We start from the raw sequence: 26,372 nt of genomic DNA on the forward strand, positions 1-26,372 counted from the left end.
CCCCGGTCCTCACGTCACCACGACGTCACAGCCTCGTTCCAGGAACCCACGCCCCCTCTCGGGACCGCGCCGGGAACGGGCCGGAACCCGGGCGGCCCGAAGGAGCGGCGACGACCGGGAGGAACACGGGGATGTGGACGACGGACGGTCAGCGCGGGCCGGAGATCTGGATCCGCGGACCGGTGCCCGCACCGGATCCGGCGCCGCCGCCCCACACCTCCGTCGCCACGCCCCGGAGCTTCTCCTGGGTCGCCACGCACGGCGGGGCCGGCAGCACCACGCTCGCGGCGGTCTACGGCGGCCACGACTGCGGGCGCGGGTGGCCCGGCGCCGGCGATCCGCCGTCCGTCCTACTGGTCGCCCGCACCCATGCGACGGGGCTGGAGTCCGCCCTCCGCGCGCTGGAGGCGTTCCGGCGCGGGGACGCCCCGCAGGGGCTCGACCTGGACGCGGTGGTCCTCGTCGCCGACGCGCCGGGGCGACTGCCGCGGCCACTCGCCCAGCGGGTTCGGACGATCGAATCGGTCATCGACGTGTACCGCGTGCCGTGGGTGGCGGACTGGCGGCTCGGCGACCTGGCCGGCGGCCCCCCGCGGGAGACCCTGCCGCTGTCCCGTCTCACCGGGGCGGTGGCCGGACGGGCCCGCTGAGCCGGCGCGGGCCGGACGGGCACGCACCGGGATGACGGCCGGATCCTGGGAGTGGCCCTCGGCCGTGGAGCTCGCCGAGGCCGTGCGGACGGGGCGTTTTCCGGCGGTGGACGTCGTCGGCGAGGCGCTCGGCCGGATCGCCCGGGCCGACGGCTCCCTCTGCGCCTTCGCCGAGGTGTGGGCGGAACGGGCCCGTGCGGCGGCGCGTGCGGTCGACGCGCGGATCGCCGCGGGTGAGCGGCTGCCGCTGGCCGGTGTGCCGATCGGCGTGAAGAGGCGGTACGGGCTGCGTACGGCGGGCCCGCTGATCGCCGCCGGCTGTGTGCCGGTGGGCGCCACCGCCGTGCCCGGCCCGGGGACGCCCTGGCAGACGTGGGGACTCGGCGCCCACGGCCGTACGGTCAATCCCTGGCGGGCCGACCGCACCCCCGGCGGCTCCTCGGCGGGCGCGGCGGCAGCGGTCGCCGCCGGCCTCGTCCCGCTCGCGACCGGCGGCGACGGCGCCGGCTCGGTGCGCATCCCGGCCGCGTGGTGCGGGGTGATCGGCCTGAAGACCACGAACGCCCGTCGACCGCCCGGCCAGCGGGACCAGGGCCGGGAGCGGACACGGGGGTCGAAACGGAAGCCGGGGGCGGAACGGGAGCCGGGGGCGGAACGGGAGCCGGGGGCGGAACTCGAGCCGGGTGCGGAACGGGCGCCTGAGCGGGAGCAGGGGCCTGAGGGGGAGCAGGGGCTCGAAGGGGAACGGAATGGGGAACGGGAGGAGCGCGAGTGTGCGGGAGGGCGGTCCGGGGACCGTTCGGGGCTGGCGGCGCCCGGTGTGATCGTCCGGTACGCGGCGGACGCCGCGGCGTATTGGCGGATCGCTGCCCGGGAATCCGCTTCCGAAATGACCGAAAGAGCGAACCCCGAGCCGCCCGTCGCCGTGTTCTCCCCCGATCTGGGCTTCGCCGACCCCGACCCCGAGCCGGTCACCCTCGCCCGGGCCGCCGCGATGCGTCTCGCCGCGGCAGGACTCGTCCGGCTGCCGCCCTCCGGGACCCCGCCGCACCTGGAGGACCCCGCTCCGGCCTGGCTGGCGCTGCGCACGCCCGGCGCGGACCGCGACCCCGCCGAACGTGTCCGCGCGGCGAACGACCGGCTGCTGGCCGCGTTCTTCTCCCGGGCGGACCTGCTGCTGACGCCCACCACCCCGAACCCCGCGCACGGTCACGAGGGCCCGGGAGACCGGTATTCGACTGCGCTCACCTGGGCGTTCAACCTCAGCGGTCACCCGGCGATCAGTCTCCCCGCGGGGATCGGCACGGACGGCTGTCCGCTGGGGCTCCAGGTGGTCGCGGCCCACGGCGGCGAAGCGACGCTGCTGGCCGTCGCCCGGGCCGCCGAGAGCTGACATCCCAAATGCTTGCGTACACATTTAATGCAGGTGCATACTGTTGCCCTGGCGCCGGCCCTGCATCTGCGCCTCACACCACACACCGATCACTGGGGGATCAGACATGACGCGCCGCAACGTCCTTTTCGTGCTGGGCAGCAGCCGCCCGGACGGCAACACCGAGTCGCTGGCCCGCGCGGCGGCAGAGCAGCTGCCGTCCGATGTGGACCAGACATGGATCAGCCTCGTCGAGCACCCCCTGCCCGACTTCGCCGACCAGCGTCACGACATCGACCACGTCCGCCCGACCGAGGGCAGCGCCGCCCTGCTGCTCGACGCCACGCTCGCCGCGACGGACATCGTGATCGCGTCCCCCCTGTACTGGTACTCGGTCTCCGCGCAGACCAAGCGCTATCTCGACCACTGGTCGGGCTGGCTGCGCACCCCCGGCCTCGGCTTCGAGGAGACGCTGGCCGGACGCACCCTGTGGGGCGTCACCGTGCTGGCGGACGAACAGCCCTCGGTCGCCGACCCGCTCGTCGGCACGCTCCGCAACTCGGCCGCCTACCTGGGGATGCGCTTCGGCGGGGTGCTGCTCGGCAACGGCAGCAAGCCCGGCGACGTCCTGAACGACACGGAGGCGCTGGCGCGGGCGAAGACCTTCTTCGCGCAGGACACCCCGCTCGCCCGCTTCCCGTACGAGACCCGCTGAAGGACCACCACGGGAGCGCTGAAGGACCACCACGGCAGCGCAGGAGGCCCGCTGAGGCCCGCGCCCGCTACGCGGTGACGTCCTTCGTCGTGAAGCGCGCCCAGGCCGCCGAGCCGAAGAACGCCGCGTACAGCGCCTGGAGGCCGAGGTTCTTCTGCAGGTCGTCCCAGTAGACCGGCTCGCGCATGAGGTCGGCGAAGGACAGCCAGTAGTGCGAGAAGAAGTACGGCTGCAGGGCGTCGAGCTGGGGAATCTGGTCGAGGATCTGGACCGTGATCAGCAGGCCGACCGTCGTCGCCATCGCCGCGATGCCGCTCACTTCCCCGCGTCGGCGGCCTTCACCAGGGCGTCCTTGGTGACCGCACCGACGTAGACCTTGCCGTCGTCCGTCATCAGGGCGTTGATCAGACGGGTGGAGAAGACGGTCCCGGAGCCGAACTTGCCGCTCACCTTGTCGCCGAAGGAGCCGAGGAACCCGCCGAGGTCGCCGCCGGCCTCGGCGCCCGAGGGCGCACCCTCACCGCCGGTGTCGAAGACGGCGACCGAGCTCCAGCCCTCGCCGATGATGTTGAGGCCCTCGGGACCACCCTGACCGCCGTGACCGCCGAAGGCCTCGGCGAAGTCGTCGGAGCCGCCGTGCCCGGGGGTCGGCCTGCCTCCCTCGTCGCCCTTGCCGGCCTCGTCGCCCTTGCCTCCCTCGTCGCCCTCGGTGACCTTCGCGCCCTTGGGGGCGGTGAAGTCGAAGGTGGAGGCGGCGGGCTTGGCGAAGGTGACCTGGGTGAAGCCGGCGTCCACGACGGCGGCGCCGCCGCTCGCCGGGGTCAGCGTGAACTTCAGCGGCAGGCCCGTCTTCGCGTCCACCGCCACGCTGATCGCACCCACCGTGGACCCGGACTGCTTCGGCTTCACGAGCAGCTTGTAGGCGTCGCGGCCGGCGACCTGGACCGTGCCGTCGACGGTCACGGACGTCGTGTCGTCGACCGCCTTCAGGGCGTCCTCGGTGAGGTCCTTGGGCGTCGCGGGAACGGGGGACCCCGCCTTCTTCCCCGCGCTCTCCTCGACCGTGGAGTGGTAGACCTCGTTGGACCCGCTGTCGTAACCCCACACGTTCTTGCCGTTGTGGATGACGCTGTATTCGGCGGCGTTCTCCAGCAGCGAGAGCTTCTGCCGGTCCGGGCCGTCGGCGGCGACGCGCAACGTGTGCGTGCCGGAGGCGAGTTCGGTGAGCTTGGCGGACGGATCGGCGGCCGAGCCGTCGCCGCCCTTGGCCGCCCCCGAGAGGAGGCCGCTCTCCAGGCCGCCGAGGTCGGGCAGCCCGAGATCCGTGGTGATCTTCACCGTTCCGGACAGCTGCTGCACGTCCGAAGCGGCGATCTTGTCGAGGAGCTGCTGTGCCGTGATCTTCGGCAGGTCGGGGTCGCCGGAGTCGGCGAGCGCCGGGACCAGTCCGATCGTCGCGGCCGCGACACCGATCACGGTGACCGGAACGACGTACCGCACGGCCTTGCGCCGTCCGACGCGCAGGTCGTCGGCCTCCCCGCCGGTGGCGTCCCCGCCGGTCATGGTGTCGTCGGATGCCTTCGGTGCCATGTGTCCCTTACCTCCGTCGTCGGCGGCGGCTGGTCATCACGCTGAACGTCCCACCCCGAGCCGCCATTCTCACCCGAATCGGTGAGGAGTGGTGTTTTCCGTGGTTCCCATCTGACCAAATCGACTCCTCGGAAGCGTCAACCCGAGGGCTCAACTCCGCGTACACCTGCGGTATGACACGGGAGTGCCGGGACGGCTGATGACCCGTAGGGGTAGCGACGGCTCGACGCGGGTGCGGACGGAACGGCTGACGGCAGGACCCGCCGGCCAGACGGCTCGCAGCGGCGGCAGACAGCCCACGGCAACGGCTCGCCGGCCAGACGGCCCGGGAGCTCAGGCGCTGGGGGCTCGGGAGCTCAGTGGCTGGGGGCTCGGGAGCTCGCGGGGTCTCGGGCTCGGACGCCGAACGGCCACGAGGGTCGGCAGCCCAGGCGTGCGGCGGCTCGGCAGCCGAACGGCTCGGCGGCTCGGCAGCCGAACGGCTCGGCGGCTCGGCGATCAGGGGGCGTCAGGGGGGGTACTCGTGGGGAGGGTTCAGCCCGCCCGGTGGACGACCGCGTCGCAGAGCTCCATCAGCGCCGCCTTCGCGTCGCACTCACGCAGCGGCGCCAGCGCGGCCCGCGCGTCGTTCGCGTATCGCACGGTGTCCCGTCGGGCCTGCTCCAGCGCCGGGTGGGCCCGGAGCGCCTCGATGGCCTCGGCGAGCCGGGCGTCGTCGCTCAGGTCGGAGTCGAGCAGCTCGCACAGCGCGATGTCCTCGGGCAGGGACAGACGCGCGGCCCGTTCCCGCAGCCGCAGCACGGGCAGGGTGGGCACGCCCTCGCGGAGATCGGTGCCGGGCGTCTTTCCGGACTCGTGCGAGTCGGACGCGATGTCCAGCACGTCGTCCGCCAGCTGGAAGGCGACGCCGAGCCGCTCGCCGTACTGCGTCAGCACGTCGACGACCGTCTCGTCGGCGCCCGACATCATGGCGCCGAACCGGCAGGCCACCGCGACCAGCGAACCGGTCTTGCCGCCGAGCACGTCGAGGTAGTGCTCGACCGGGTCCCGCCCGTCCGTGGGCCCCGCCGTCTCCAGGATCTGGCCGGTGACCAGCCGCTCGAACGCCTCCGCCTGCACCCGCACCGCCTCCGGACCGAGATCGGCCAGGATGTGCGAGGCGCGCGCGAAGAGGAAGTCACCGGTGAGGACGGCCACCGAGTTGCCCCAGCGGGCGTTCGCGCTGGGGACCCCGCGCCGCACGGTCGCCTCGTCCATCACGTCGTCGTGGTACAGCGTGGCCAGGTGCGTCAGCTCCACCACCACGGCCGACGGCACGATGCCCGGCGCATGCCTGTCCCCGAACTGCGCCGCGAGCATCACGAGCAGCGGACGGAACCGCTTCCCGCCCGCACGCACCAGGTGCTGGGCGGCCTCCGTGATGAACGGAACCTCACTCTTGGTGGCCTCGAGCAAGCCTTCCTCGACAGCCGCCAATCCGGCCTGGACATCGGCTTCCAGAGCCTGGTCCCGCACGCTCAGCCCGAACGGCCCGACGACGGTCACGAGGGGTCTCCTGTCTGCTGGTGTCTACTGGCGATTACGCGGTTTGTCGATAGGTCGCTGCCATCACTCGAGTCAGCGTATCCGGTCACGTTTCGATCACCGATAGCCCCCACGTTCCCCGGGGGCGAATGCACTCGCCCGCGAGGTGCACGCATCGGGCCAGACCGTATCCGATCACGTCCGTGATGTTTCTGATCAGCCCATACGAAGAGATATTCATCGGGTTGCCTCGAAGTACCGAATCATGTTCCACACCGAGGCCGACATCCGGCCGAGGTCCGCCCCGGACCCGCGGCGACCCCACCCCACCCCACCCCACCCCGGGACCGACTCTGCCCCCGCCCCGACCCGGCCCCCCGTCGCGACGACATGGACATGCCGCACGGAAGACGATCCCGACACGACGGGGCACGCGACCAGAAGAACGACCGGGGCGCGACAGAGAGTGCGACCGGAAGTGCGACCGGGGCCTCCCGCCTCTCCCCTGCGCCATATCAAGCGAGTTGAGGCTAATGCCCGATTCGCCGCTCTTGTGATCCGGCGTGACATGACTCACTGGCCCCCCTGTGACGACCGGTGCCGACCGCCCCTCGATTCCCCGCACGCGCCAAGCGAGTTGATGGTTTGCACCCACAAAGGATCAAGTACCCCATACGGCACAGACCAAGGTCAATAGGGGTCATCTGTGAATCCGGCACTTGTTCCGGACATGTGCTCTCGCATACGTTCCCGGCCTGTCGGGCGGACGCCTAATCCTGCCGCCGCCCGTAACACCCACCGAGAAACGCATGGCAGGAGCGGGGGAACCAGGTAGGTCGCCGCAGCACATTGCCCTGACGTTCTGGACATTCAGATCTTTTGGGGCAATCCGTTACGGCTTGGGGTGAAGTCGCGGCCGTCAGGACGCGACCGGGCAGCTCCCGCCCGAACCCGACAGCTCACCTCGCAGGCGACGGAGAGGAAAACTCGTCATGTCCGCTGCCGCTCAGCGTTCCACCCGCACGTCCCGTCTCGCCCGCAAGCTCGCCATCGCCGGCACCGGAGTCGCCGTACTGGCGCTCCCGCTCATCGGCGCGACCACCGCCTCCGCGGCCACCACCCCGACCGTCGCCACCGCGAGCAGCCTCGGCTACTCCGACAACCTCGACGGCTGGATCCGTGCCTCCCTCCAGGTCATGTCGCAGCACGGCATCCCGGGGACGTACAACGGCATCTACCGCAACGTCATCCGCGAGTCCTCGGGCAACCCCTACGCCATCAACCTGTGGGACTCCAACGCCGCCGCGGGCATCCCGTCCAAGGGCCTGTTGCAGGTCATCGACCCGACCTTCCGCGCCTACCACGTCGAGGGCACCTCCTGGAACTCCTACGACCCGGTCGCGAACATCACCGCCGCCTGCAACTACGCGGCCGCGCGCTACGGCTCGATCGACAACGTCTTCGGCGCCTACTGACGGGTCCGGGCCGCGCCCGAGCCGACAGCAGCCCGGCGGTCGGCCGGTCGGCTGGTTAGCTGGCTGGCTGGCTGGCTGGCAGCCGGTCGGTCGGTCGACCGGCCGACCGGGCTCACGGAAACAGTCTTTCGAGGACGACGGCGACGCCGTCGTCCTCGTTCGACGTCGTCACCTCGTCGGCCACCGCCTTGAGTTCGGGGTGGGCGTTGGCCATCGCGACGCCGCGCGCCGCCCAGTCGAACATCGGGATGTCGTTGGGCATGTCCCCGAAGGCGACGGTGTCCTCGGGCCGCAGTCCGAGGTGTTCCGCGGCCAGTGCCAGACCCGTCGCCTTGGTGATCCCGCAGGGCTGCAGCTCCACCGTGCCAGGACCCGACATGGTGACCGTGGCGAGCGAACCCACCACCGAGCGGGCCGTCGCCGCCAACTCGTCGTCGGACAGGGCGGGATGGCGCAGCAGCACCTTGCTGATCGGCTCGCACCACAGGTCGTCGCGACGGCCGACCCGCAGCGCCGGCAGCGTCGGGTGGGGCATCCGGTAACCCGGCTCGATGAGCGTCAGCCCGTCGACGCCGTCCTGGTCGACCGCCGCGTACAGCTGCCCGACCTCCGCTTCGATCTTGCCGAGCGCGGTCTCCGCCAGCTCCCGGTCCAGGGTCACCGACCACAGCAGCCGGTCCGCGCCGGCGTCGTACAGCTGCGCGCCCTGTCCGCACACCGCGAGCCCCCTGCTGTGCAGGCGCTCGAGCAGCGGCCGCACGCGGGGCGCGGGCCGTCCCGTCACCACCAGGTGGCGTGCGCCGGCGGCGGCCACCCGCGCGAGCGCGTCGAGCGACCGGTCGGAGAAGGTGTCGTCGCCGCGAAGCAGCGTTCCGTCCAGGTCTGTGGCGATCAGGGAGTACGCGGTGCGCGCGGCATATGCGGTAGGTGCGGCCATGATCAGAGAATACGGATGCCGTACCCCCCGGGTTCGACGTGAGGCGAACGACGGCCAGGTCCTGCCCTGTTCTGCCAACTCTCCTTGCGGGACTGGCCTTGACCCGTCCCGGGACTGGCTCAATGAAGCGGCTTTCTGACGCATCGCCGGGGAGGAGCGGACGGCCGAAGGCTCCCGCGCCGGTTCGAGATCTCGTGCCGGATCGTGAACCACCCGGGGGCGGGCGGCAGTACGTCCGGGGCTGGCGGCGCTACGTCCGGGGCGGGCGGCAGTACAGCCGGCGCGGGCGGCGATACGTCGGGGGCAGGCGGCGGGACGCGGGGCGTGAGCGGCCGGACGCGGTTCGCTGCGGGCCGAAACGCCCCGCCGGCCCGTCCCCCATGTCGCTTTCGCCAGGTCAGCCGTAACGTGTGGCCCGGCTCGCCGCACCCGCGCGACATCCGCCCGGTGTCCGGTGACCACGACATGGCGAGCACCAGAGAGTGCAGGAAAGAGAGGCAGTACCCGATGCCCCCCTTCGACCTTCCCGAGGGCGATCCCTTCGGCCCGCACAACCTCCCGTACGGCGTGTTCTCCCTCTCGGGCGCCACCGGGCGGACCGTCGGCGTCCGGCTCGGCGAGCACGTGCTGGACGCGGGCGCGGCAGCCCACGCGCTCGGCTCGCCCCACGCGGAGCTGCTGTCGGCGCCGACCCTGAACCCGCTGCTCGCGGCGGGCCGCGTCGTCTGGTCGCAGGTGCGGCGCGCGCTCACGGAGTGGGTCACCGACCCCGCTCACCGCCCCACGGTCGAACCGCTTCTGCATCCCCTGTCCGCGGTGTCCCAGCACCTCCCCTTCGAGGTCGCCGACTACGTCGACTTCTACTCCTCCGAACATCACGCGCGGAACGCCGGCGCGATCTTCCGCCCGGACGCCGGCGACACCCTCCTCGCCAACTGGAAGCACCTGCCGATCGGTTACCACGGCCGCGCCGGCACGGTCGTGGTCTCCGGAACGGACGTGGTGCGCCCCTCGGGCCAGCGCAAGGCGCCCTCCGACCCCGCCCCCGTCTTCGGCCCGTCCGCGCGACTCGACATCGAAGCCGAGGTCGGCTTCGTGGTCGGCGTGCCGTCGAAGCAGGGCAGCCCGGTCGCACTGGCCGACTACCGCGAGCACGTCTTCGGGCTGTGCCTGCTCAACGACTGGTCCGCCCGCGACATCCAGGCCTGGGAGTACGTGCCCCTCGGCCCGTTCCTCGGCAAGTCGTTCGCGACGTCGGTGTCGGCGTGGATCACCCCGCTGGAAGCTCTGGACGAGGCCCGGACGGCGCCCCCGGAGCGGACCCACCCCCTCCTTCCCTACCTGGACGACTCCGACGCCGAACCCGCCGGCTACGACCTGCGCATCTCCGTCGCGGTCAACGGTCACGTCGTCTCCGAGCCGCCCTTCTCCACCATGTACTGGACGGCCGCCCAGCAGCTGGCCCACCTCACGGTCAACGGGGCCTCCCTGCGCACCGGCGACCTGTACGGCTCGGGCACCGTGAGCGGACCGAACCCGGATCAGCTCGGCTCCCTCCTGGAGCTGACCTGGAACGGCCGTGACCCGCTGGAACTCCCCGACGGCAAAAGGGCGTTCCTGGAGGACGGCGACGTGGTGACCCTGTCGGCGTGGGCTCCCGGCCCCGACGGAGTGCGGGTGGGTCTGGGCGAGGTGAGCGGCCGGGTGGTCGCCGGGTGAGGTCACGCCCACCCTCCCGGCCTCGGGCTCGATGACGTGCGACGCGATGTCTGGCGGTGCCATGACGGGCGACGCGATACCTGACGGCGCCATGACGGGCGACGCGATGCCGGGCGGTGCGACGACGGGCGGTTCGCAGGCCCGCTTCGGGGTCCGCGCCCGGACAGGGTGGCCCGGGCCGAATCCGGGCGTCGACTTGGGCTGACTCCCGGGGGAACCGCCGTCATACTGGCGGCGGGCGCGGTCTTCGTGCCGGGCCCGCCGCCCGTGGCAGGCCGCACGAGTGCGCGCCGCCGGCACGCATGTCGCGCCCGTGTGGCGCGCGCCCCCTTCCCGACCAGGATCCGGAGCCCCCGGGATGACCGTCTGCCTGCTCCTGCTGAGCATCGTGGGCCTGACCGCCGCGGTGCCGGCCCCGCGTGCGCTGACCCGCTCCGCCTGGCCCGAGCGGGAGCCGGTGGTGGGGCTGTGGGTGTGGCAGTGCCTGGTCGCCACCGTCCTGCTGTGCTGCCTGACGGCGCTGGTGCTGGGCGCCGCGGCCGTCTTCCACACCGTCCGCTCGCGGGTCTTCGCGCCTGCGCCGGCGGCGGTCACGGAGGCGTACGACCTCTCCGCCGCCCCCCTGTGGGCGACGGCCCTGACCCTGCTGCTGGCCTGCGGGGCCGCCTGGACCACCGCCATGCTCGCCCGTGAACTCGTCGAGGCGCGCCGACGCCGTGACCGGGCGCGGGCCCACCTGCGCGAACGCGCCCCCGACCTGCCCGCGGGCCTGCCGCCCGCCCGGGGCCCGCTGCTCGTGCTGGAGGACGAATACCCGGACGCCTGGTGGATGCCCGGCAGCCCACCCCAGTTGATCGTGACCACCGGCGCCCTGCACCGCCTCACCTCCCACCAGCTGGACGCCGTCCTCACCCATGAGCGCGGCCATGCCCGCGCCCACCACGACTGGCTGCTCCACCTGTCCACCGCCCTTGCCACCGGCTTCCCCCGCATTCCGCTCTTCTCCCACTTCTGCGACCAGACGCACCGCCTGGTCGAACTCGCCGCCGACGACACGGCGTCCCGCCGCTGCGGGCACCTGACCACGGCACTGGCCCTGATCGAGCTGAACCAGCACCGCGGCGTCCTGTCCTGCGCCTCCAGTCACCGCCTCCTCGGCGAGCGCGTCGACCGCCTCCTCGAGCCGCCCCCGCGCCTGCTGCGCAGACACCGGGCGCTGACGACGACCGTGGCCACCCTGGTCCCGCTGCTGCCGCTGCTGATCACCTTCGCCCCGGGGCTCACCGCGCTGTCCTGAACCGGCGGATCTCGCCCCGAACTGGCGGATCCGTCTCGGCGGACCCTCGTTCTCGCAGGTCAAGCCCGTGTCTGACGCTGTCGCAGATGGCGCAACATTCCGGCAACACTGGTTTTCCTAGTGGGTCGGTATGGTTCGAAACATGCCAGCCACCGACCGCGTCCGAGACCACGCCGGCCAGGGCGCGACCACCGTCGCCGCCCACCGTGCGCGGCGTCGGCTGCGCGCGGACCAGGCACGTCAGCTCGCCGACCTGCTCCGTCGCCAACTGCTCACCGGCGGCTTCCCGGCCGGCACGCTCCCCCACGAGGCGACCCTCGCCGCCGACTACCGCGCCTCCCGCAACACCGTCCGTGAGGCCCTCGACCTGTTGCGGGCCGAAGGTCTGGTGGAACGCCTGCCCGGCGTCGGCACGATCGTCGTGGCACAGAAGTACCCCCATGGGCTGGACCGTCTGATGGGGCTCGCGGAGACCCTGCACGAACACGGCCACGTCACGAACGAGGTCCGCACGATGGGCCCCGTCGCCGCACCCGCACCGGTGGCCGACCGCCTCCGTGTCCCGCCCGGCGCCGATGTCCTCTACATCGAACGCCTGCGCCGCCTGGGCGGCGTCCCCCTCTCTCTCGACCTCACCTACGTGCCGCTCGACATCGGCGTCGATCTGCTGGGTGCCGACCTGGAGAACACCGACGTCTTCCGTCTCCTCGAGGCCCTCACCGGGCAGCGCCTCGGCCACGCCGAGATCACCCTTGAGGCGGTGAACGCGGACGCCCACTCCGCCGCCGTACTGGAGGCGCCGCGCGGGGCGGCCGTCCTGATGCTCGAACGCCTCACCCATCTCGCCGACGGACGCCCGGTGGACCTGGAGTTCATCCGCTTCCGCGGCGACCGCATCTCGATGAGCGGCCAACTGCACCGCTCGCTGTGATCTTCCATCTCCCGCCGCCCTCCTCCAGCCGTTCCACCCTGCTTCCCGCTCTCACCCCTTCATCGTTCGGCAGGGCCCCATCGGTTCGCTGCCGCACGGGATTTCTCAGAATTTCTCGGGACTTTTTCGGAGACAGCCATGACCCTGGCGCCCCAGCGGGCCGACGTGCCCGTGACCATCGACGAGTCGAAGTGCATCGACGGCTGCACCCTCTGCGTGGACATGTGCCCGCTGGACTCCCTCGCCATCGACGAGAGCAACGGCAAGGCCTACATGCACGTCGACGAGTGCTGGTACTGCGGCCCCTGCGCGGCCCGGTGCCCCACCGGAGCCGTCACGGTCAACATGCCCTACCTGCTCCGGTGAAAGGCCCGCATCTCCCATGAAAACCAAAGCAGCCGCCGTGACCGCCGCCCTCCTGCTGTTCCCGCTCGCCGGGTGCGGCAGCGCCCAGGCCGGCAGCGGCTCCACGGTCACCGTCACCGTCGGCTACCAGTCCAAGACCATCAACACGGTCACCGCGGGCACCCTCCTGCGTTCCCTCGGCTACTTCGAGAAGGAACTGAACGCGCTCGGCGACGGCAAGACCTACAAGGTGGACTGGCAGGACTACGCCACCGGCGCTCCCATCACCGCGCAGATGACCGCCGGGAAGATCGACATCGGCTCGATGGGCGACTTCCCGCTCCTCATCAACGCAGCCCGCGGCAAGCAGCTGAACCAGCCCACGCGCCTGGTGTCGATCACCGGCTACAACCTCCGCGGCGGGCTCAACACCATCGTCACCGCGCCCGACTCCGAGCTCGCCTCGCTCCAGGACCTCAAGGGCAAGAAGGTCTCCACCAGCGTGGGCTCCGCCGCCGACGGCACCCTCGTGCGCGCACTGCAGCGGGCCGGCATCGACCCGGACAAGGGCATCGAGAAGCTCAACCAGCAGCCTGCCGTGGGCGCTTCGGCGCTCTCCGCAGGCAGCGCCGACGCCCTCTCGCAGTTCGTCGCCTGGCCCGGCCTGCTCGCCTACCAGGGCAAGGCCAAGGCCCTCTACGACGGCGCCCAGCTGAACCTGGCCACGTTCCACGGCGTCACCGTCCGCGAGAAGTTCGCCAAGGAACGCCCCGCGGTGCTGGAGGCGTTCCTCAAGGCGCAGTCCGAGGCCACCGCCTATCTGAACGACCATCCCGTGGCCGCCGCCGAGAGCGTCGCCAAGGCCACCAAGCTGCCCGCCGAGGTCGTCTACCTCTACAACGGCGCCCACGGCATCTCCACCTTCGACCCGGCCGTCAAGCCCCAGCTGGTCTCCGCCCTCAAGAAGGACGTGTCGATCCTCAAGCAGGCGAAGCTGACGGGCGACGTCGACGTGGACTCCTTCGTCGACGACCAGTACGTCAGGAAGGCGCTCGGCGCGTCGTACGCCCGACAGCTCGCCGCCGCTCCCCCACCCGCCGCGAGCGAGGTCTGGCCCGAGGGCGACGCCACGAAGACCCTCGCCTTCAAGACGCCCGCCGAGCTGCTGAAGTACGTCGCCGGGCACAAGGACGAGGTCCGCGCCGCCTACGTCCCCGACGCCACCACCGGCACCCTGTGGTTCGCCGACAAGGCGGTCTGGGTGGCCGACGGCACGACCCTCCTGCCCTTCGTCACCCCGGCCACCGCGCAGGTCTACGTCGCAGCGCACGGCGGCGCACGCGTCGTCACGTACGCCGACGCCCTGGGGCGGGCGTCATGAGCAGGTATGCGCTGCGGGTCGCCTCGGTGGCCGCCGCCCTCGGCGTGTGGCAACTGCTGACCAGCCTGGACGTCGACCTGTGGCTGCGGTTCTCGCAGTTCCCGACCGTCGCCGACGTGGCCCGCGCCTTCGCGGACCGCATGGCCGGCGACGACTACTGGACCGATCTCACCGACAGCCTCACCCGCATCCTCAGCGGCTTCCTGCTGGCCGCCGTCGTGGGAGTCGCCACGGGCGTGCTCGTGGCGCGCTCGCGGCTGGCCGAGGACCTGCTCGGACCGATCCTCGAGGTCGTGCGGCCCATCCCCGCGATCGCCCTGGTGCCCGTCTCGATCCTCCTCTTCCCCTCCAACGAACAGGGCATCGTCTTCATCACCTTCACCGCCGCCTTCTTCCCCGTCATGGTCTCCACCCGCCACGCCGTCCGCGCGCTGAGCCCCGGCTGGGAGGAAGCGGTGCGCACCATGGGCGGCGGCCGGTGGCGGATCCTCGGCTCGGTCGTCCTGCCGGGTGCGCTGCCCGGCATCTTCGGCGGGCTCTCGGTCGGCATCGGCGTGTCGTGGATCTGTGTGATCTCCGCCGAGATGATCTCCGGTCAGTACGGCGTCGGCTACCGCACCTGGCAGGACTACACGGTCGTCGACTACCCGGGTGTCTTCGTCGGCATGGTCACGATCGGCGTGCTCGGCTGGGCCACCTCCACGGCCGTGGAACTCCTCGGCCGTCGACTGACCCGCTGGCTGCCGCGCACGTCGTACGTTCCCCCGGGCCGGCCACGTCCACGACACCTCGCGGCGCCCGCAGCGGCCTCCTCCGCATCGACCCCGTCCACCTCCGCCGCTTCCGGTGGCGCCGACGACGCCGTCCGCACCGGACCCGAACCCGAGGGGACGCGCCATGAGCACCTCGTCTGACACCCGCCGGACCGCCCCCGCGACCGGGACGGCCGCTGCCGGTGCGCCGAGCTCCGCCCCCACGGCCTCCGCCGCGGAACCGGCCGGCCCGGAATCGGACGGGAAGAGGGCGGACGGAAGGAGGACGGTCGAGAAGGGAGCGGACGGTACGGCAACGGGCTCACCCGCACGGGGCACCCGGCTCACCCTCCGCGCGGCCGCTCTGGGCCGCCCCGACGCCGCCGCCCTGGCCGACGTGGACCTGGACGTCCCGCCGGGCGAGATCCTCACCGTCGTCGGTCCTTCGGGCTGCGGCAAGTCGACGCTGCTGCGCACGTTCGCCGGGCTGCTGCCCGCGCTGGGCGGCGCCGTGGAACAGGACGGCCTGCCGATCGGCGGACCCGCGGCGGACCGCGCGCTGGTCTTCCAGGAGGACGCACTGTTGCCCTGGCGGACCCTGCTGGCCAACGTCGAACTGCCCCTCGCCATCCAGGGCCTCCGGCGCGCGGAACGCAGGAGGAAGGCAGCCGACTGGCTCGAGCGCGTGGGACTCGCCGACCGCGCGCGGCAGCTCCCGCACCGCGTCTCCGGAGGACAGCGCCAACGGGCGCAACTGGCCCGCGCCCTCGCCGCCGGCCCGCGCGCCGTCCTGATGGACGAACCGTTCGGCGCCCTCGACGCCCAGACCCGCGCCGGCATGCAGGACCTGCTGGTGGAGGTGTTGCAGGGGACCGGGGCGACCGTCGTCTTCGTCACGCACGACGTGGACGAGGCCCTGTTCCTCGGCGACCGCGTGGCCCTGCTCGGCGCCGGCCGGCTCGTCGCCGTACGGGACGTGCCCCGCCCCCGCGACCGCGCCGCCCACGACGACCCCGCGCGCGCGGCCCTGCGACGCGACGTCCTGACCTCCCTGAGCACCTGAAAGGCACCCCGGTGGACACCCCCCTGCAGATCCCCGCGCTCACCGACGCCGAAGAGCTGACCTGCGACGTCCTCGTCATCGGCGGCGGCACCGCCGGCACCATGGCCGCCCTGACCGCCGCCGAGCGCGGCGCGGACGTGCTGCTCCTGGAGAAGGCCCACGTCCGCCACTCGGGCGCGCTCGCGATGGGCATGGACGGCGTGAACAACGCCGTCATCCCCGGCCGCGCCGAGCCCGACGACTACGTCGCCGAGATCACCCGTGCCAACGACGGCATCGTCGACCAGTCCACCGTCCGGCAGACCGCCACCCGCGGCTTCGCCATGGTGCAGCGCCTGGAGTCGTACGGCGTGAAGTTCGAGAAGGACGAGCACGGCGACTACGCGGTCCGTCAGGTCCACCGTTCCGGCTCCTACGTACTGCCCATGCCGGAGGGCAAGGACGTCAAGAAGGTCCTGTACCGGCAGCTGCGGCGGCGCGAGATGCGGGAGCGGATCCGTATCGAGAACCGGGTGATGCCGGTGCGCGTGCTGACGGCCCCGGACGACGGGCGGGCCATCGGCGCGGTCGGCTTCAACACCCGCACAGGGCAGTTCGTCACCGTCCGCGCGGGCGGCGTCATCCTCGCCACCGGCGCCTGCGGCCGCCTCGGCCTGCCCGCCTCCGGCTACCTGTACGGCACGTACGAGAACCCCACCAACGCGGGCGACGGCTACGCCATGGCCTACCACGCGGGCGCCGAGCTGACCGGCATCGAGTGCTTCCAGATCAACCCGCTCATCAAGGACTACAACGGCCCCGCCTGCGCCTACGTCGCGAACCCCTTCGGCGGCTACCAGGTCAACCGGCACGGCGAGCGGTTCGTCGACTCCGACTACTGGTCGGGCCAGATGATGGCCGAGTTCGCGGCGGAGGTAGCCAGCGACCGCGGTCCCGTCTACCTGAAGCTGAGCCACCTGCCCGAGGAGTCGATCGCCTCCCTGGAGTCGATCCTGCACTCCACCGAGCGCCCTTCCCGCGGCACCTTCCACGCCGGCCGCGGCCACGACTACCGCACCCACGACATCGAGATGCACATCTCGGAGATCGGCCTGTGCGGCGGCCATTCGGCGTCGGGCGTCCGGGTGGACGAGCACGCCCGCACGACCGTTCCCCGGCTGTACGCGGCGGGCGACCTCGCCTGCGTCCCGCACAACTACATGATCGGCGCGTTCGTCTTCGGCGACCTGGCCGGTTCGGACGCCGCCCGGTACCAGGCGTACGACGGCGAGCTGCCCGCCGATCAGCTGCGCCAGGCGCACGAGTTGATCTACCGCCCGTTGCGCAACCCGGAGGGCCCTCCGCAGCCCCAGGTCGAGTACAAGCTGCGCCGCTTCGTGAACGACTACGTCGCCCCGCCCAAGTCGGGCGCGCGACTGTCGCTGGCCCTGGAGTCCTTCGAGCGGATGCGCGACGACATCGCCGAGATGGGCGCCCGTACCGCGCACGAGCTGATGCGCTGCGCCGAGGTCTCCTTCATCCGCGACTGCGCGGAGATGGCCGCGCGCGCCTCGCTGGCCCGCACGGAGTCCCGCTGGGGCCTCTACCACGAGCGTCTCGACCATCCTCAGCGTGACGACTCCTCCTGGTTCCACCACCTGGATCTGCACAAGTCCCCTTCCGGTGCTATGGAGTTCACGGCCCGGCCCGTGGCTCCGTATCTGGTGCCGATCGACGAGTTCACCCCCGTCGGCGGCCCGTCGCGGCACATCGGCGAGGTCCACGCCGAGAACGTGGCGACGGCCGGTTCACGGGAGGTGGCGCCCGTCGCCGCGGGGGTCGAGTCCCTCGCGTCGAACACCGGCCTCCCGGCGCCCGCAGTGCCCGAACCCGCCCTCGACCAGGCCTCCTCTCCCCGGTCCTCGTCCCGTCTGCTCGAACTCGTCGCCCTCGCCGAGGAGGAGCCCGAACTCGGCGCCCTGCTCCCCTACTTGTCCGACCCTGCGCCCGCCGTCCGGCGCGAGGCGGTCGCCGTCCTCACCGAGACCCTGCCGTCGGGCACCGGCCCCGCGCTGGCAGAAGCGCTGCGCGACCCGGCGGCGGCGGTACGCTCCGCCGCCGCGGCCTCGCTCCGGGAGCTCGTCGAGACCCTGCCCGCGGAGCCCGCCCTCCGGGACGGTCTCGCCGCCGCACTGGACGAGCCCGACCCCGTCGTGCGGGCGGCGGCCCTGGACGTGCTGCGCGCCCTGCGTCTCGGGGACGCGGCCCTGTTCTCCGGCTCCCTCGCCGACGCGGACATCGCCGTCCGGATCGAGGCCGTCCGCGCTCTGGTCTCCGTCGACGCCGCCGACGAACTGGCCCGGGCGGCGACCGCCGACCCGTCCCGGGAGGTCCGCGTCACGATCGCCAAGTCCCTTGCCACAGTGGCCGCCGGACGCCTGAGCGGCGACACGCCGACGGAACCGGGGAGCAGCCACGGCACCGGCGCGGTGTCCGCCGCCGGCGCCTCATCGGTCGCGGACAGCGGATTCCGCTCCGGCACCGGCACCGGCACAGGTCCGGACGTCGTCCTCGAGCAGGACGCCGTCCACACGGCGCTCGTCCGTCTGGTCGACGACCCCGACGCCCTGGTCCGTGCCGCCGCCTACAGGGCGCTGGGCACGACCGGCTGCCCGGCTCCGCTCGCCGCCCGAGCCGTGGATGCCCTGGCGGACCCGGCGTGGCAGGTGCGTGCCGGCGCCGCCACCGCGCTGTCCGTGACCCACCCCGACACGGCGGTGCCCGTCCTCGCCAAGGCCCTGGCCGATCCGAACGCGGACGTCCGCAAGGCCGCCGTCCTGGCCCTGACCCGCCTCCGCGCCTCGGAGGCCGCCCGCGCCGCCCTCGCCACGGCGACGACCGACTCGGACGCCGACGTCAGGGCCTACGCGGGCCGCGCCCTCTGAGGAACCTGCCCGGACCGGCGACCACGGGCCGGGCACGCCGAGGACCACCGAAGCACAAGCGCCGCCTCCGGCTCCGGGGCCGGGTCCGGCATCGGGTCCCCTGGCATCGCCTCCGGTTCGCACCCGGGCTCCGGGTCGTACTCGGGACCGGAACCCGGGTCCGGATCCGGGACCGGCCCGGGACACGGCAGGGAACTCAGGGCAGGAACTCCGGATGGGGCAGGGGAGCCGGCCCCCTACATCCAGTCCTCGGGTGCGGGCTCTTCGTCCACGTCAGGCCACAGGTCCGGGGAGCCCGGGCCCATGTCCGCGTTCGCACCGGCGGCCGTGCGGGCACCGACACCAGCAGCGGCACCGGCACCGGCACCGGCAGCCGAAACCTCGGTCGCGCCCGCGGCGGCGCCACCCGCAGGCGGCCCTCCCAATGAGGCCAGGACCGCGACGACACCTTCCCCGTACGTCACCAGCTTCTTCTCGCCGACCCCGCTGATCCCGCCGAGTTGGTCGACCGACGTCGGCCACGCCGTGGCGATCTCCCGAAGCGTGGCGTCGTGGAAGATGACGTACGCCGGAACGCCCTGCTCACGGGCCTGTTCGGCGCGCCAGGCGCGCAACGCCTCGAAAGCGGGCAGCAGTTCCTCGGGCAGCTCGGCCGCTGCCGCCTTGGCCCCCTTGCGGCCGGACGAGGATCCACCCGACGCCTTGGCCGACGTGGCCGGCCTCTTCGGCTCCTTGCGCAGCGGTACGTCCCGCTCGCGGCGCAGCACCGCCCCGCTGGCCTCCGTCAGCACGAGGGTGCCGTACTCGCCCTCGACCGCCAGCAGCCCCTGCGCCAGCAGCTGACGGACGACCCCCCGCCATTCGCCCTCGGCCAGATCCTCGCCGATGCCGAACACAGACAGCTGGTCGTGGTCGAACTGGATCACCTTGGCCGTGCGCTTGCCCATCAGGATGTCGACGATCTGCACGGCGCCGAACTTCTGCCCGCGCTCGCGCTGCAACCGCACCACGGTGGACAGGACCTTCTGGGCCGCGACCGTGCCGTCCCACGTCTCCGGCGGCGTGAGGCAGGTGTCGCAGTTGCCGCAGCCCGCCGCGTCCGGTTCCTGGCCGAAGTAGGCGAGGAGCTGTCCACGGCGGCACTGGGCGGTCTCGCACAACGCCAGCATGGAGTCGAGGTGAGCGCCGGCCCGCCGCCGGAAGGCCTCGTCGCCCTCGCCGGACTGGATGAGCTTGCGCTGCTGTATGACGTCGTTGAGGCCGTACGCCATCCATGCCGTGGACGGCAGTCCGTCGCGGCCGCCGCGCCCGGTCTCCTGGTAGTAGCCCTCGATCGACTTCGGCAGGTCGAGGTGGGCGACGAACCGCACGTCCGGCTTGTCGATGCCCATGCCGAAGGCGATGGTCGCGCAGACCACCAGGCCGTCCTCGCGCAGGAACCGGGACTGGTGGGCCGCGCGCGTCCCCGCGTCCAGACCCGCGTGGTAAGGGACCGCCTCGACGCCGTTGCGGGAGAGGAACTCTGCCGTCTTCTCCACGGAGTTGCGCGAGAGGCAGTACACGATGCCCGCGTCCCCCGCGTGTTCCTCGCGCAGGAAGCTCAGGAGCTGCTTCTTGGGGTCGGCCTTGGGCACGATCCGGTACTGGATGTTGGGCCGGTCGAAGCTCGCCACGAAGTGCCGGGCCGTCGGCATGTTGAGCCGCTGGGTGATCTCGTCGTGGGTGGCGCGCGTCGCCGTCGCCGTGAGGGCTACCCGCGGGACGTCGGGCCAGCGCTCGCCGAGCACGGCGAGGGTGAGGTAGTCGGGGCGGAAGTCGTGGCCCCACTGGGACACACAGTGCGCCTCGTCGATCGCGAACACCGCGATCTTGCCGCGCGACAGCAGTTCCTGGGTGGACTCCAGGCGCAGTCGCTCCGGGGCGAGATACAGCAGGTCCAGCTCGCCGGCCAGGAACTCGGCCTCGACCACACGCCGCTCGTCGAAGTCCTGGGTGGAGTTCATGAACCCGGCGTTCACGCCGAGCGCCCGCAGCGCGTCCACCTGGTCCTGCATCAGCGCGATCAGCGGGGAGACGACGATTCCCGTGCCGGGTCTGACCAGGGCGGGGATCTGGTAGCAGAGCGACTTTCCGCCGCCGGTCGGCATGAGGACCACCGCGTCCCCGCCGGCCACGACGTGCTCGATGACCTCTTCCTGCGCGCCGCGGAAAGCCTCGTATCCGAAGACCCGGTGCAGCGTGGCCAACGCCTCGCTGTCGGTCCCCTCCGGTGTCCCGGTGATCCCTGTCATCTCGCTGATCCCGCCCGTCGCGCCCATCGTCTGGTCCCCCGTACGTCGCCCTTCGACCACTGCCTCCACGATAGGGGTCCGCACCGACACCGCCGGAGTTATCCACAGACCCGATCCGGTGACTCTGCGTGATGATCCCGGTGACGGGCGGCCCCGTTCGCTCGCCCGTGCGACGACGGTGGGCCCGGCTCCCCTGGGGGAACCGGGCCCATCATGTCGGCAGGCGCGGACCTGCGGCGTGTCGCCGGCTCAGCGCACGAACACTCCCGCCTGGTTCGCCAGGTCCAGGAAGTACTGCGGCGCCACACCGAGCACGAGCGTGACCGCCACGCCCACTGCGATCGCCGTCATCGTCAGCGGTGACGGGACGGCGACGGTCGGGCCCTCGGGCCGCGGCTCGCTGAAGAACATCAGCACGATCACCCGGATGTAGAAGAAGGCGGCGATCGCGGACGAGATCACACCGACCACGACCAGCGGCGCCGCACCGCCCTCGGCCGCGGCCTTGAACACGGCGAACTTACCGGCGAACCCGGAGGTCAGCGGGATGCCGGCGAAGGCCAGCAGGAACACCGCGAACACGGCCGCCACCAGCGGCGACCGCCGGCCGAGCCCGGCCCACTTGGACAGGTGCGTCGCCTCACCGCCGGCGTCGCGCACGAGGGTGACCACGGCGAACGCGCCGATCGTCACGAACGAGTACGCGGCCAGGTAGAAGAGGACGGACGAGACGCCGTCCGGGGTGGTCGCGATGACACCGGCGAGGATGAAGCCCGCGTGCGCGATCGACGAGTACGCCAGCAGCCGCTTGATGTCGGTCTGCGTGATCGCGACGATCGCGCCGCCCAGCATGGTGACGATCGCGACGCCCCACATCACCGGCCGCCAGTCCCAGCGCAGCCCGGGCAGGACGACGTACAGCAGGCGGAGCAGCGCGCCGAACGCGGCCACCTTGGTCGCCGCGGCCATGAAGCCGGTGACGGGGGTCGGCGCACCCTGGTAGACGTCGGGCGTCCACATGTGGAAGGGCACCGCGCCGACCTTGAACAGCAGACCCATGACGATCATCGCGGCGCCGATGAGCAGCAGCGCGTCGTTGCCCATGGTGTCGGCGAGCGCCGGGTTCACGTTCTGCACCGTTCCGTCGACGACCTGCGCGATCGTCGCGTACGACACCGATCCCGCGTAGCCGTACAGCAGGGCGATGCCGAAGAGGGTGAAGGCGGACGCGAACGCCCCGAGGAGGAAGTACTTGACCGCGGCCTCCTGCGACATGAGCCGCTTGCGGCGGGCCACCGCGCACAGGAGGTACAGCGGCAGGGAGAACACTTCCAGGGCGATGAAGAGCGTCAGCAGGTCGTTGGCCGAGGGGAAGACCAGCATGCCGGCGACAGCGAACAACAGCAGCGGGAAGACCTCGGTGGTCGTGAAGCCGGCCTTGACGGCGGCCTTCTCGCTGTCACTTCCGGGGACGGAGGCCGCCTGGGCGGCGAAGGAGTCGACCCGGTTGCCGTGCGCCTCGGGGTCGAGCCTGCGTTCGGCGAAGGTGAACGCGCCGACCAGGGCGGCCAGCAGGATCGTGCCCTGCAGGAAGAGGGCGGGTCCGTCGACGGCGATCGCGCCCATGGCCGCGATGCGCGCCTTCGTGGTGCCGTAGCCGCCCTCCGCCAGCGCGATCACCGCGGCGAACGCGGCGACCAGCGCCACGACGGTCACGAACAGCTGTGCGTAGTAGCGGTGCTTGCGCGGCACGAACGCCTCGACCAGCACCCCGACGATCGCCGCGCCGACGACGATCAAGGTGGGCGACAACTGCCCGTACTCGATCTTCGGCGTGTCGATCTTCGCGATCGGTTCGGTCGCGGCTGCCGCCGTTGTCCACAGGCTGTGGACGGCTGATGCGCTCACTTGGCCGCCTCCACCTCGGGCTTGGGGTCCTTCTTGTGTACGTCGGACAAGGTCTGCTTGACCGCCGGGTTCACGATGTCCGTGACGGGCTTGGGGTAGACCCCGAGGAAGATCAGCAGCACGATCAGCGGGGCGACGACGACGAGCTCACGCGCGCGCAGGTCCGGCATCGTGGAGACCTCGGGCTTGACCGGCCCCGTCATCGTCCGCTGGTAGAGGACCAGCGTGTAGAGGGCGGCGAGGACGATGCCGAAGGTGGCGATGATGCCGACGACCGGGTAGCGCGCGAACGTGCCCACCAGTACGAGGAACTCGCTCACGAAGGGCGCGAGCCCCGGCAGCGACAGCGTCGCCAGACCGCCGATCAGGAACGTGCCGGCCAGCACCGGAGCGACCTTCTGCACACCGCCGTAGTCGGCGATGAGCCGCGAACCGCGCCGCGAGATCAGGAATCCGGCGACCAGCATCAGGGCGGCCGTCGAGATGCCGTGGTTGACCATGTAGAGCGTCGCGCCGGACTGGCCCTGGCTGGTCATCGCGAAGATGCCCAGGATGATGAACCCGAAGTGCGAGATCGACGCGTAGGCCACCAGTCGCTTGATGTCCCGCTGGCCGACGGCGAGCAGCGCCCCGTAGATGATGCTGATCAGCGCCAGGACGAGGATCGCGGGCGTCGCCCACTTGCTCGCCTCCGGGAAGAGCTGGAGGCAGAACCGGAGCATCGCGAAGGTGCCCACCTTGTCGACCACCGCCGTGATCAGCACTGCGACGGGTGTGGTGGCCTCGCCCATGGCGTTGGGCAGCCAGGTGTGCAGCGGCCACAGTGGGGCCTTCACCGCGAAGGCGAAGAAGAAGCCGAGGAACAGCCAGCGTTCGGTGTTCGTCGCCATGTCGAGCGTGCCGTTGGCACGGGCCTCGGCGATCTCCGTGAGCGAGAAGTTCCCGGCGACCACGTAGAGACCGATCACGGCCGCCAGCATGATCAGTCCGCCGACCAGGTTGTACAGGAGGAACTTGACCGCCGCGTACGACCGTTGGGTGGCCGCCGTCTCCTCGCCGTGTGCGTGGGCACGGTCCCCGAAGCCGCCGATGAGGAAGTACATCGGGATGAGCATGGCTTCGAAGAAGATGTAGAAGAGGAAGACGTCGGTGGCCTCGAAGGAGAGGATCACCATCGCCTCGACGGCCAGGATCAGGGCGAAGAAGCCCTGTGTGGGCCGCCAGCGCTTGTTGCCGGTCTCCAGCGGGTCGGCGTCGTGCCAGCCCGCGAGGATGATGAAGGGGATCAGCAGCGCGGTCAGCGCTACGAGCGCGACCCCGATGCCGTCCACGCCGAGTTCGTAGCGGACGCCGAAGTCGGCGATCCAGGAGTGGGATTCGGTGAGCTGGTAGCGGGCGCCGTCCGGGTCGAAGCGGACCAGGACGACGATCGCCAGGACGAGTGTGGCGACGGAGAACAGCAACGCCAGCGCTTTGGCGGCGTTGCGCCGGGCGGCCGGCACGGCGGCCGTGGCCACCGCACCGATCGCCGGGAGCGCCGCCGTCGCTGTCAGCAGAGGAAAGGACATCGGTATCAGACCGCCCTCATCAGCAGGGTCGCGGCGATGAGGACCACCGCACCGCCGAACATCGAGACCGCGTACGACCGCGCGAAGCCGTTCTGCAGTCGGCGCAGTCGCCCGGAGAGGCCGCCGACCGAGGCCGCCGTGCCGTTGACGACTCCGTCGACCAGGGTGTGATCGACGTAGACCAGGGAGCGCGTGAGGTGCTCGCCGCCGCGGACCAGCACGACGTGGTTGAAGTCGTCCTGGAACAGGTCCCGTCGGGCGGCCCGGGTGAGCAGCGACCCGCGCGGGGCCACGACCGGGACGGGCCGGCGGCCGTACTGGGCGTAGGCGACCGCCACGCCGATCACCAGCACCACCATCGTGGCGAGGGTGACGGTGAGGGCGCTGACCGGCGAGTCGCCGTGGGAGTGACCCGTGACGGGCTCCAGCCAGTGCAGGAATCGGTCACCGATGCTGAAGAACCCGCCGGCGAAGACCGATCCGAAGGCCAGCACGATCATGGGGATCGTCATGGACTTCGGGGACTCGTGCGGGTGCGGCTCGTGGCCGTCCGCGTCGGGCTGCCAGCGCTTCTCACCGAAGAACGTCATCAGCATCACGCGGGTCATGTAGTACGCGGTGATGGCCGCGCCGAGCAGGGCGCAGCCGCCGAGGATCCAGCCCTCGGTGCCGCCCTTGGCGAACGCCGCCTCGATGATCTTGTCCTTGGAGAAGAACCCGGACAGCCCCGGGAAGCCGATGATCGCGAGGTAACCGAGACCGAAGGTGACGAAGGTGACCGGCATGTACTTGCGCAGACCGCCGTACTTGCGCATGTCGACCTCGTCGTTCATGCCGTGCATGACCGAGCCCGCGCCGAGGAACAGCCCGGCCTTGAAGAAGCCGTGCGTCACCAGGTGCATGATCGCGAAGACGTAGCCGATGGGACCGAGGCCCGCGGCCAGCACCATGTAGCCGATCTGGGACATGGTCGAGCCGGCCAGCGCCTTCTTGATGTCGTCCTTCGCGCAACCGACGATCGCACCGAACAGGAGCGTGACGGCCCCGACGACGGTGACGACGAGCTGCGCGTCGGGCGCGCCGTTGAAGACGGCGGCCGACCGGACGATCAGGTAGACGCCCGCGGTCACCATGGTCGCGGCGTGGATGAGGGCCGAGACGGGGGTCGGGCCCTCCATCGCGTCCCCGAGCCAGGACTGCAGCGGCACCTGGGCGGACTTGCCGCAGGCGGCGAGCAGGAGCATCAGGGCGATGGCGGTGAGCCTGCCCTCCGTCGCGTCGCCCGCGATGCCGGGCTCGCCCTCCGTCCCGAGCAGCGGGCCGAACGCGAAGGTCCCGAAGGTGGTGAACATCAGCATGATGGCGATGGACAGACCCATGTCGCCGACGCGGTTGACCAGGAACGCCTTCTTCGCCGCGGTCGCGGCGCTGGGCTTGTGCTGCCAGAAGCCGATGAGCAGGTAGGACGCGAGACCGACGCCCTCCCAGCCGACGTACAGCAGCAGGTAGTTGTCGGCGAGGACCAGCAGCAGCATCGCCGCGAGGAACAGGTTCAGGTAGCCGAAGAAGCGGCGCCGCCGCTCGTCGTGCTCCATGTACCCGATCGAGTACAGGTGGATCAGCGAGCCGACGCCCGTGATCAGCAGCACGAACGTCATCGACAACTGGTCGAGGCGGAACGCGACGTCCGCCTGGAAACCCTCGACCGGGATCCAGCTGAACAGGTGCTGTGTCAGCGTGCGGTCTTCGGCGTTCCTGCTCAGCAGGTCGCTGAAGAGGACGACGCCGAGCACGAAGGAGACGGCCGCGAGCAGCGTGCCGATCCAGTGGCCGACGGCGTCGAGCCGGCGACCGCCGACCAGAAGGACGGCCGCTCCGAGCAGGGGCGCCGCGATCAGCAGCGCAATCAGGTTGTCCACGATTCTTCCGA

The 26,372-nt window shown here is 71.6% G+C and carries 19 protein-coding genes, 1 pseudogene and 1 riboswitch; of the genes and pseudogenes, 12 read left to right on the forward strand and 8 right to left on the reverse strand.

Annotated elements, in window-relative coordinates; translation table 11 throughout:
- The first annotated feature begins 131 nt into the window (after positions 1 to 131).
- The 3 genes from OHS82_RS18225 (at position 132) to OHS82_RS18235 (ending at position 2,737) form a co-directional block, all read left to right on the forward strand.
- Positions 132 to 650 (forward strand): DUF6668 family protein, encoded by a 519-nt coding sequence (locus tag OHS82_RS18225; protein ID WP_328434153.1) that lies wholly within the window; start codon positions 132 to 134, stop codon positions 648 to 650.
- 31 nt (positions 651 to 681) lie between these two features.
- On the forward strand, positions 682 to 2,043 hold the full coding sequence (locus tag OHS82_RS18230) for an amidase family protein (protein ID WP_328434154.1): 1,362 nt from the start codon (positions 682 to 684) through the stop codon (positions 2,041 to 2,043).
- A 106-nt stretch (positions 2,044 to 2,149) separates the two neighbouring features.
- Complete coding sequence (locus tag OHS82_RS18235) at positions 2,150 to 2,737, forward strand: flavodoxin family protein (RefSeq protein ID WP_057584854.1); 588 nt, start codon at positions 2,150 to 2,152, stop codon at positions 2,735 to 2,737.
- A 67-nt stretch (positions 2,738 to 2,804) separates the two neighbouring features.
- Here the strand turns inward: OHS82_RS18235 and OHS82_RS18240 are convergent.
- The 3 genes and pseudogenes from OHS82_RS18240 to OHS82_RS18250 all read right to left on the reverse strand — a co-directional run.
- Positions 2,805 to 3,053: pseudogene (locus tag OHS82_RS18240) on the reverse strand (ABC transporter permease); the annotation flags it as partial.
- A complete protein-coding gene (locus OHS82_RS18245; RefSeq protein WP_328434155.1) occupies positions 3,053 to 4,327 on the reverse strand; it encodes a LolA family protein in 1,275 nt (424 codons plus the stop codon). The gene OHS82_RS18245 and the pseudogene OHS82_RS18240, both read right to left, overlap by 1 nt.
- A gap of 534 nt (positions 4,328 to 4,861) precedes the next feature.
- On the reverse strand, positions 4,862 to 5,872 hold the full coding sequence (locus OHS82_RS18250; RefSeq protein WP_057584852.1) for a polyprenyl synthetase family protein: 1,011 nt from the start codon (positions 5,870 to 5,872) through the stop codon (positions 4,862 to 4,864).
- A gap of 765 nt (positions 5,873 to 6,637) precedes the next feature.
- A riboswitch (cyclic di-AMP (ydaO/yuaA leader) is annotated at positions 6,638 to 6,839 on the forward strand.
- Between the two features lie 4 nt (positions 6,840 to 6,843).
- Here OHS82_RS18250 and OHS82_RS18255 point away from each other — a divergent pair.
- Positions 6,844 to 7,326, forward strand: a complete 483-nt coding sequence (locus OHS82_RS18255; RefSeq protein WP_057584851.1) for a transglycosylase SLT domain-containing protein — start codon at positions 6,844 to 6,846, stop codon at positions 7,324 to 7,326.
- A gap of 112 nt (positions 7,327 to 7,438) precedes the next feature.
- Here OHS82_RS18255 and OHS82_RS18260 read toward each other — a convergent pair whose 3' ends face one another.
- Positions 7,439 to 8,263, reverse strand: coding sequence for an HAD family hydrolase (locus OHS82_RS18260; RefSeq protein WP_057584850.1), 825 nt, complete (start codon positions 8,261 to 8,263; stop codon positions 7,439 to 7,441).
- A 507-nt stretch (positions 8,264 to 8,770) separates the two neighbouring features.
- Between OHS82_RS18260 and fahA the strand changes: the two genes are divergently transcribed.
- From fahA to OHS82_RS18300, 8 genes are all read left to right on the forward strand, one after another.
- A complete protein-coding gene (fahA, locus tag OHS82_RS18265; protein WP_057584849.1) occupies positions 8,771 to 9,982 on the forward strand; it encodes a fumarylacetoacetase in 1,212 nt (403 codons plus the stop codon).
- A 358-nt stretch (positions 9,983 to 10,340) separates the two neighbouring features.
- Positions 10,341 to 11,279, forward strand: a complete 939-nt coding sequence (locus OHS82_RS18270; RefSeq protein ID WP_057584848.1) for a M56 family metallopeptidase — start codon at positions 10,341 to 10,343, stop codon at positions 11,277 to 11,279.
- Positions 11,280 to 11,421: 142 nt separating this feature from the next.
- Positions 11,422 to 12,210 (forward strand): GntR family transcriptional regulator, encoded by a 789-nt coding sequence (locus OHS82_RS18275; RefSeq protein WP_057584847.1) that lies wholly within the window; start codon positions 11,422 to 11,424, stop codon positions 12,208 to 12,210.
- A 138-nt stretch (positions 12,211 to 12,348) separates the two neighbouring features.
- Positions 12,349 to 12,576, forward strand: coding sequence for a 4Fe-4S dicluster domain-containing protein (locus OHS82_RS18280; protein WP_020130156.1), 228 nt, complete (start codon positions 12,349 to 12,351; stop codon positions 12,574 to 12,576).
- A 16-nt stretch (positions 12,577 to 12,592) separates the two neighbouring features.
- Positions 12,593 to 13,936 carry an ABC transporter substrate-binding protein gene (locus OHS82_RS18285; protein ID WP_328434156.1) on the forward strand — a complete coding sequence of 448 codons (1,344 nt, stop codon included), beginning with the start codon at positions 12,593 to 12,595 and terminating at the stop codon, positions 13,934 to 13,936.
- Entirely contained in the window at positions 13,933 to 14,850 is a 918-nt protein-coding gene (locus OHS82_RS18290) for an ABC transporter permease (protein ID WP_079041684.1), read from the forward strand. Before OHS82_RS18285 ends, OHS82_RS18290 begins: the two co-directional genes overlap by 4 nt.
- Positions 14,834 to 15,751: an ABC transporter ATP-binding protein gene (locus OHS82_RS18295; protein WP_328434157.1), complete on the forward strand. Its 918-nt coding sequence runs from the start codon at positions 14,834 to 14,836 to the stop codon at positions 15,749 to 15,751. The genes OHS82_RS18290 and OHS82_RS18295 overlap by 17 nt, the downstream gene beginning before the upstream one ends.
- Before the next feature lie 11 nt (positions 15,752 to 15,762).
- Entirely contained in the window at positions 15,763 to 18,675 is a 2,913-nt protein-coding gene (locus OHS82_RS18300) for a fumarate reductase/succinate dehydrogenase flavoprotein subunit (RefSeq protein ID WP_443061787.1), read from the forward strand.
- A 236-nt stretch (positions 18,676 to 18,911) separates the two neighbouring features.
- Here the strand turns inward: OHS82_RS18300 and recQ are convergent, their stop codons facing one another.
- The 4 genes from recQ to nuoL all read right to left on the reverse strand — a co-directional run bounded on the left by recQ (position 18,912) and on the right by nuoL (position 26,361).
- The gene (recQ, locus tag OHS82_RS18305; RefSeq protein WP_328436079.1) at positions 18,912 to 20,993 is read right to left on the reverse strand and encodes a DNA helicase RecQ; all 2,082 of its coding nucleotides are present in this window, start codon (positions 20,991 to 20,993) and stop codon (positions 18,912 to 18,914) included.
- 222 nt (positions 20,994 to 21,215) lie between these two features.
- Positions 21,216 to 22,874 (reverse strand): NADH-quinone oxidoreductase subunit NuoN, encoded by a 1,659-nt coding sequence (gene nuoN / locus OHS82_RS18310; protein ID WP_057584843.1) that lies wholly within the window; start codon positions 22,872 to 22,874, stop codon positions 21,216 to 21,218.
- Positions 22,871 to 24,442: an NADH-quinone oxidoreductase subunit M gene (locus OHS82_RS18315; RefSeq protein WP_057584842.1), complete on the reverse strand. Its 1,572-nt coding sequence runs from the start codon at positions 24,440 to 24,442 to the stop codon at positions 22,871 to 22,873. The genes nuoN and OHS82_RS18315 overlap by 4 nt, the downstream gene beginning before the upstream one ends.
- A 5-nt stretch (positions 24,443 to 24,447) precedes the next feature.
- Positions 24,448 to 26,361 (reverse strand): NADH-quinone oxidoreductase subunit L, encoded by a 1,914-nt coding sequence (nuoL, locus tag OHS82_RS18320; protein WP_328434158.1) that lies wholly within the window; start codon positions 26,359 to 26,361, stop codon positions 24,448 to 24,450.
- Between the last annotated feature and the right edge of the window lie 11 nt (positions 26,362 to 26,372).

The organism is Streptomyces sp. NBC_00425 (assembly GCF_036030735.1).
In the GTDB taxonomy this organism is placed as follows: Bacteria; Actinomycetota; Actinomycetes; order Streptomycetales; family Streptomycetaceae; genus Streptomyces.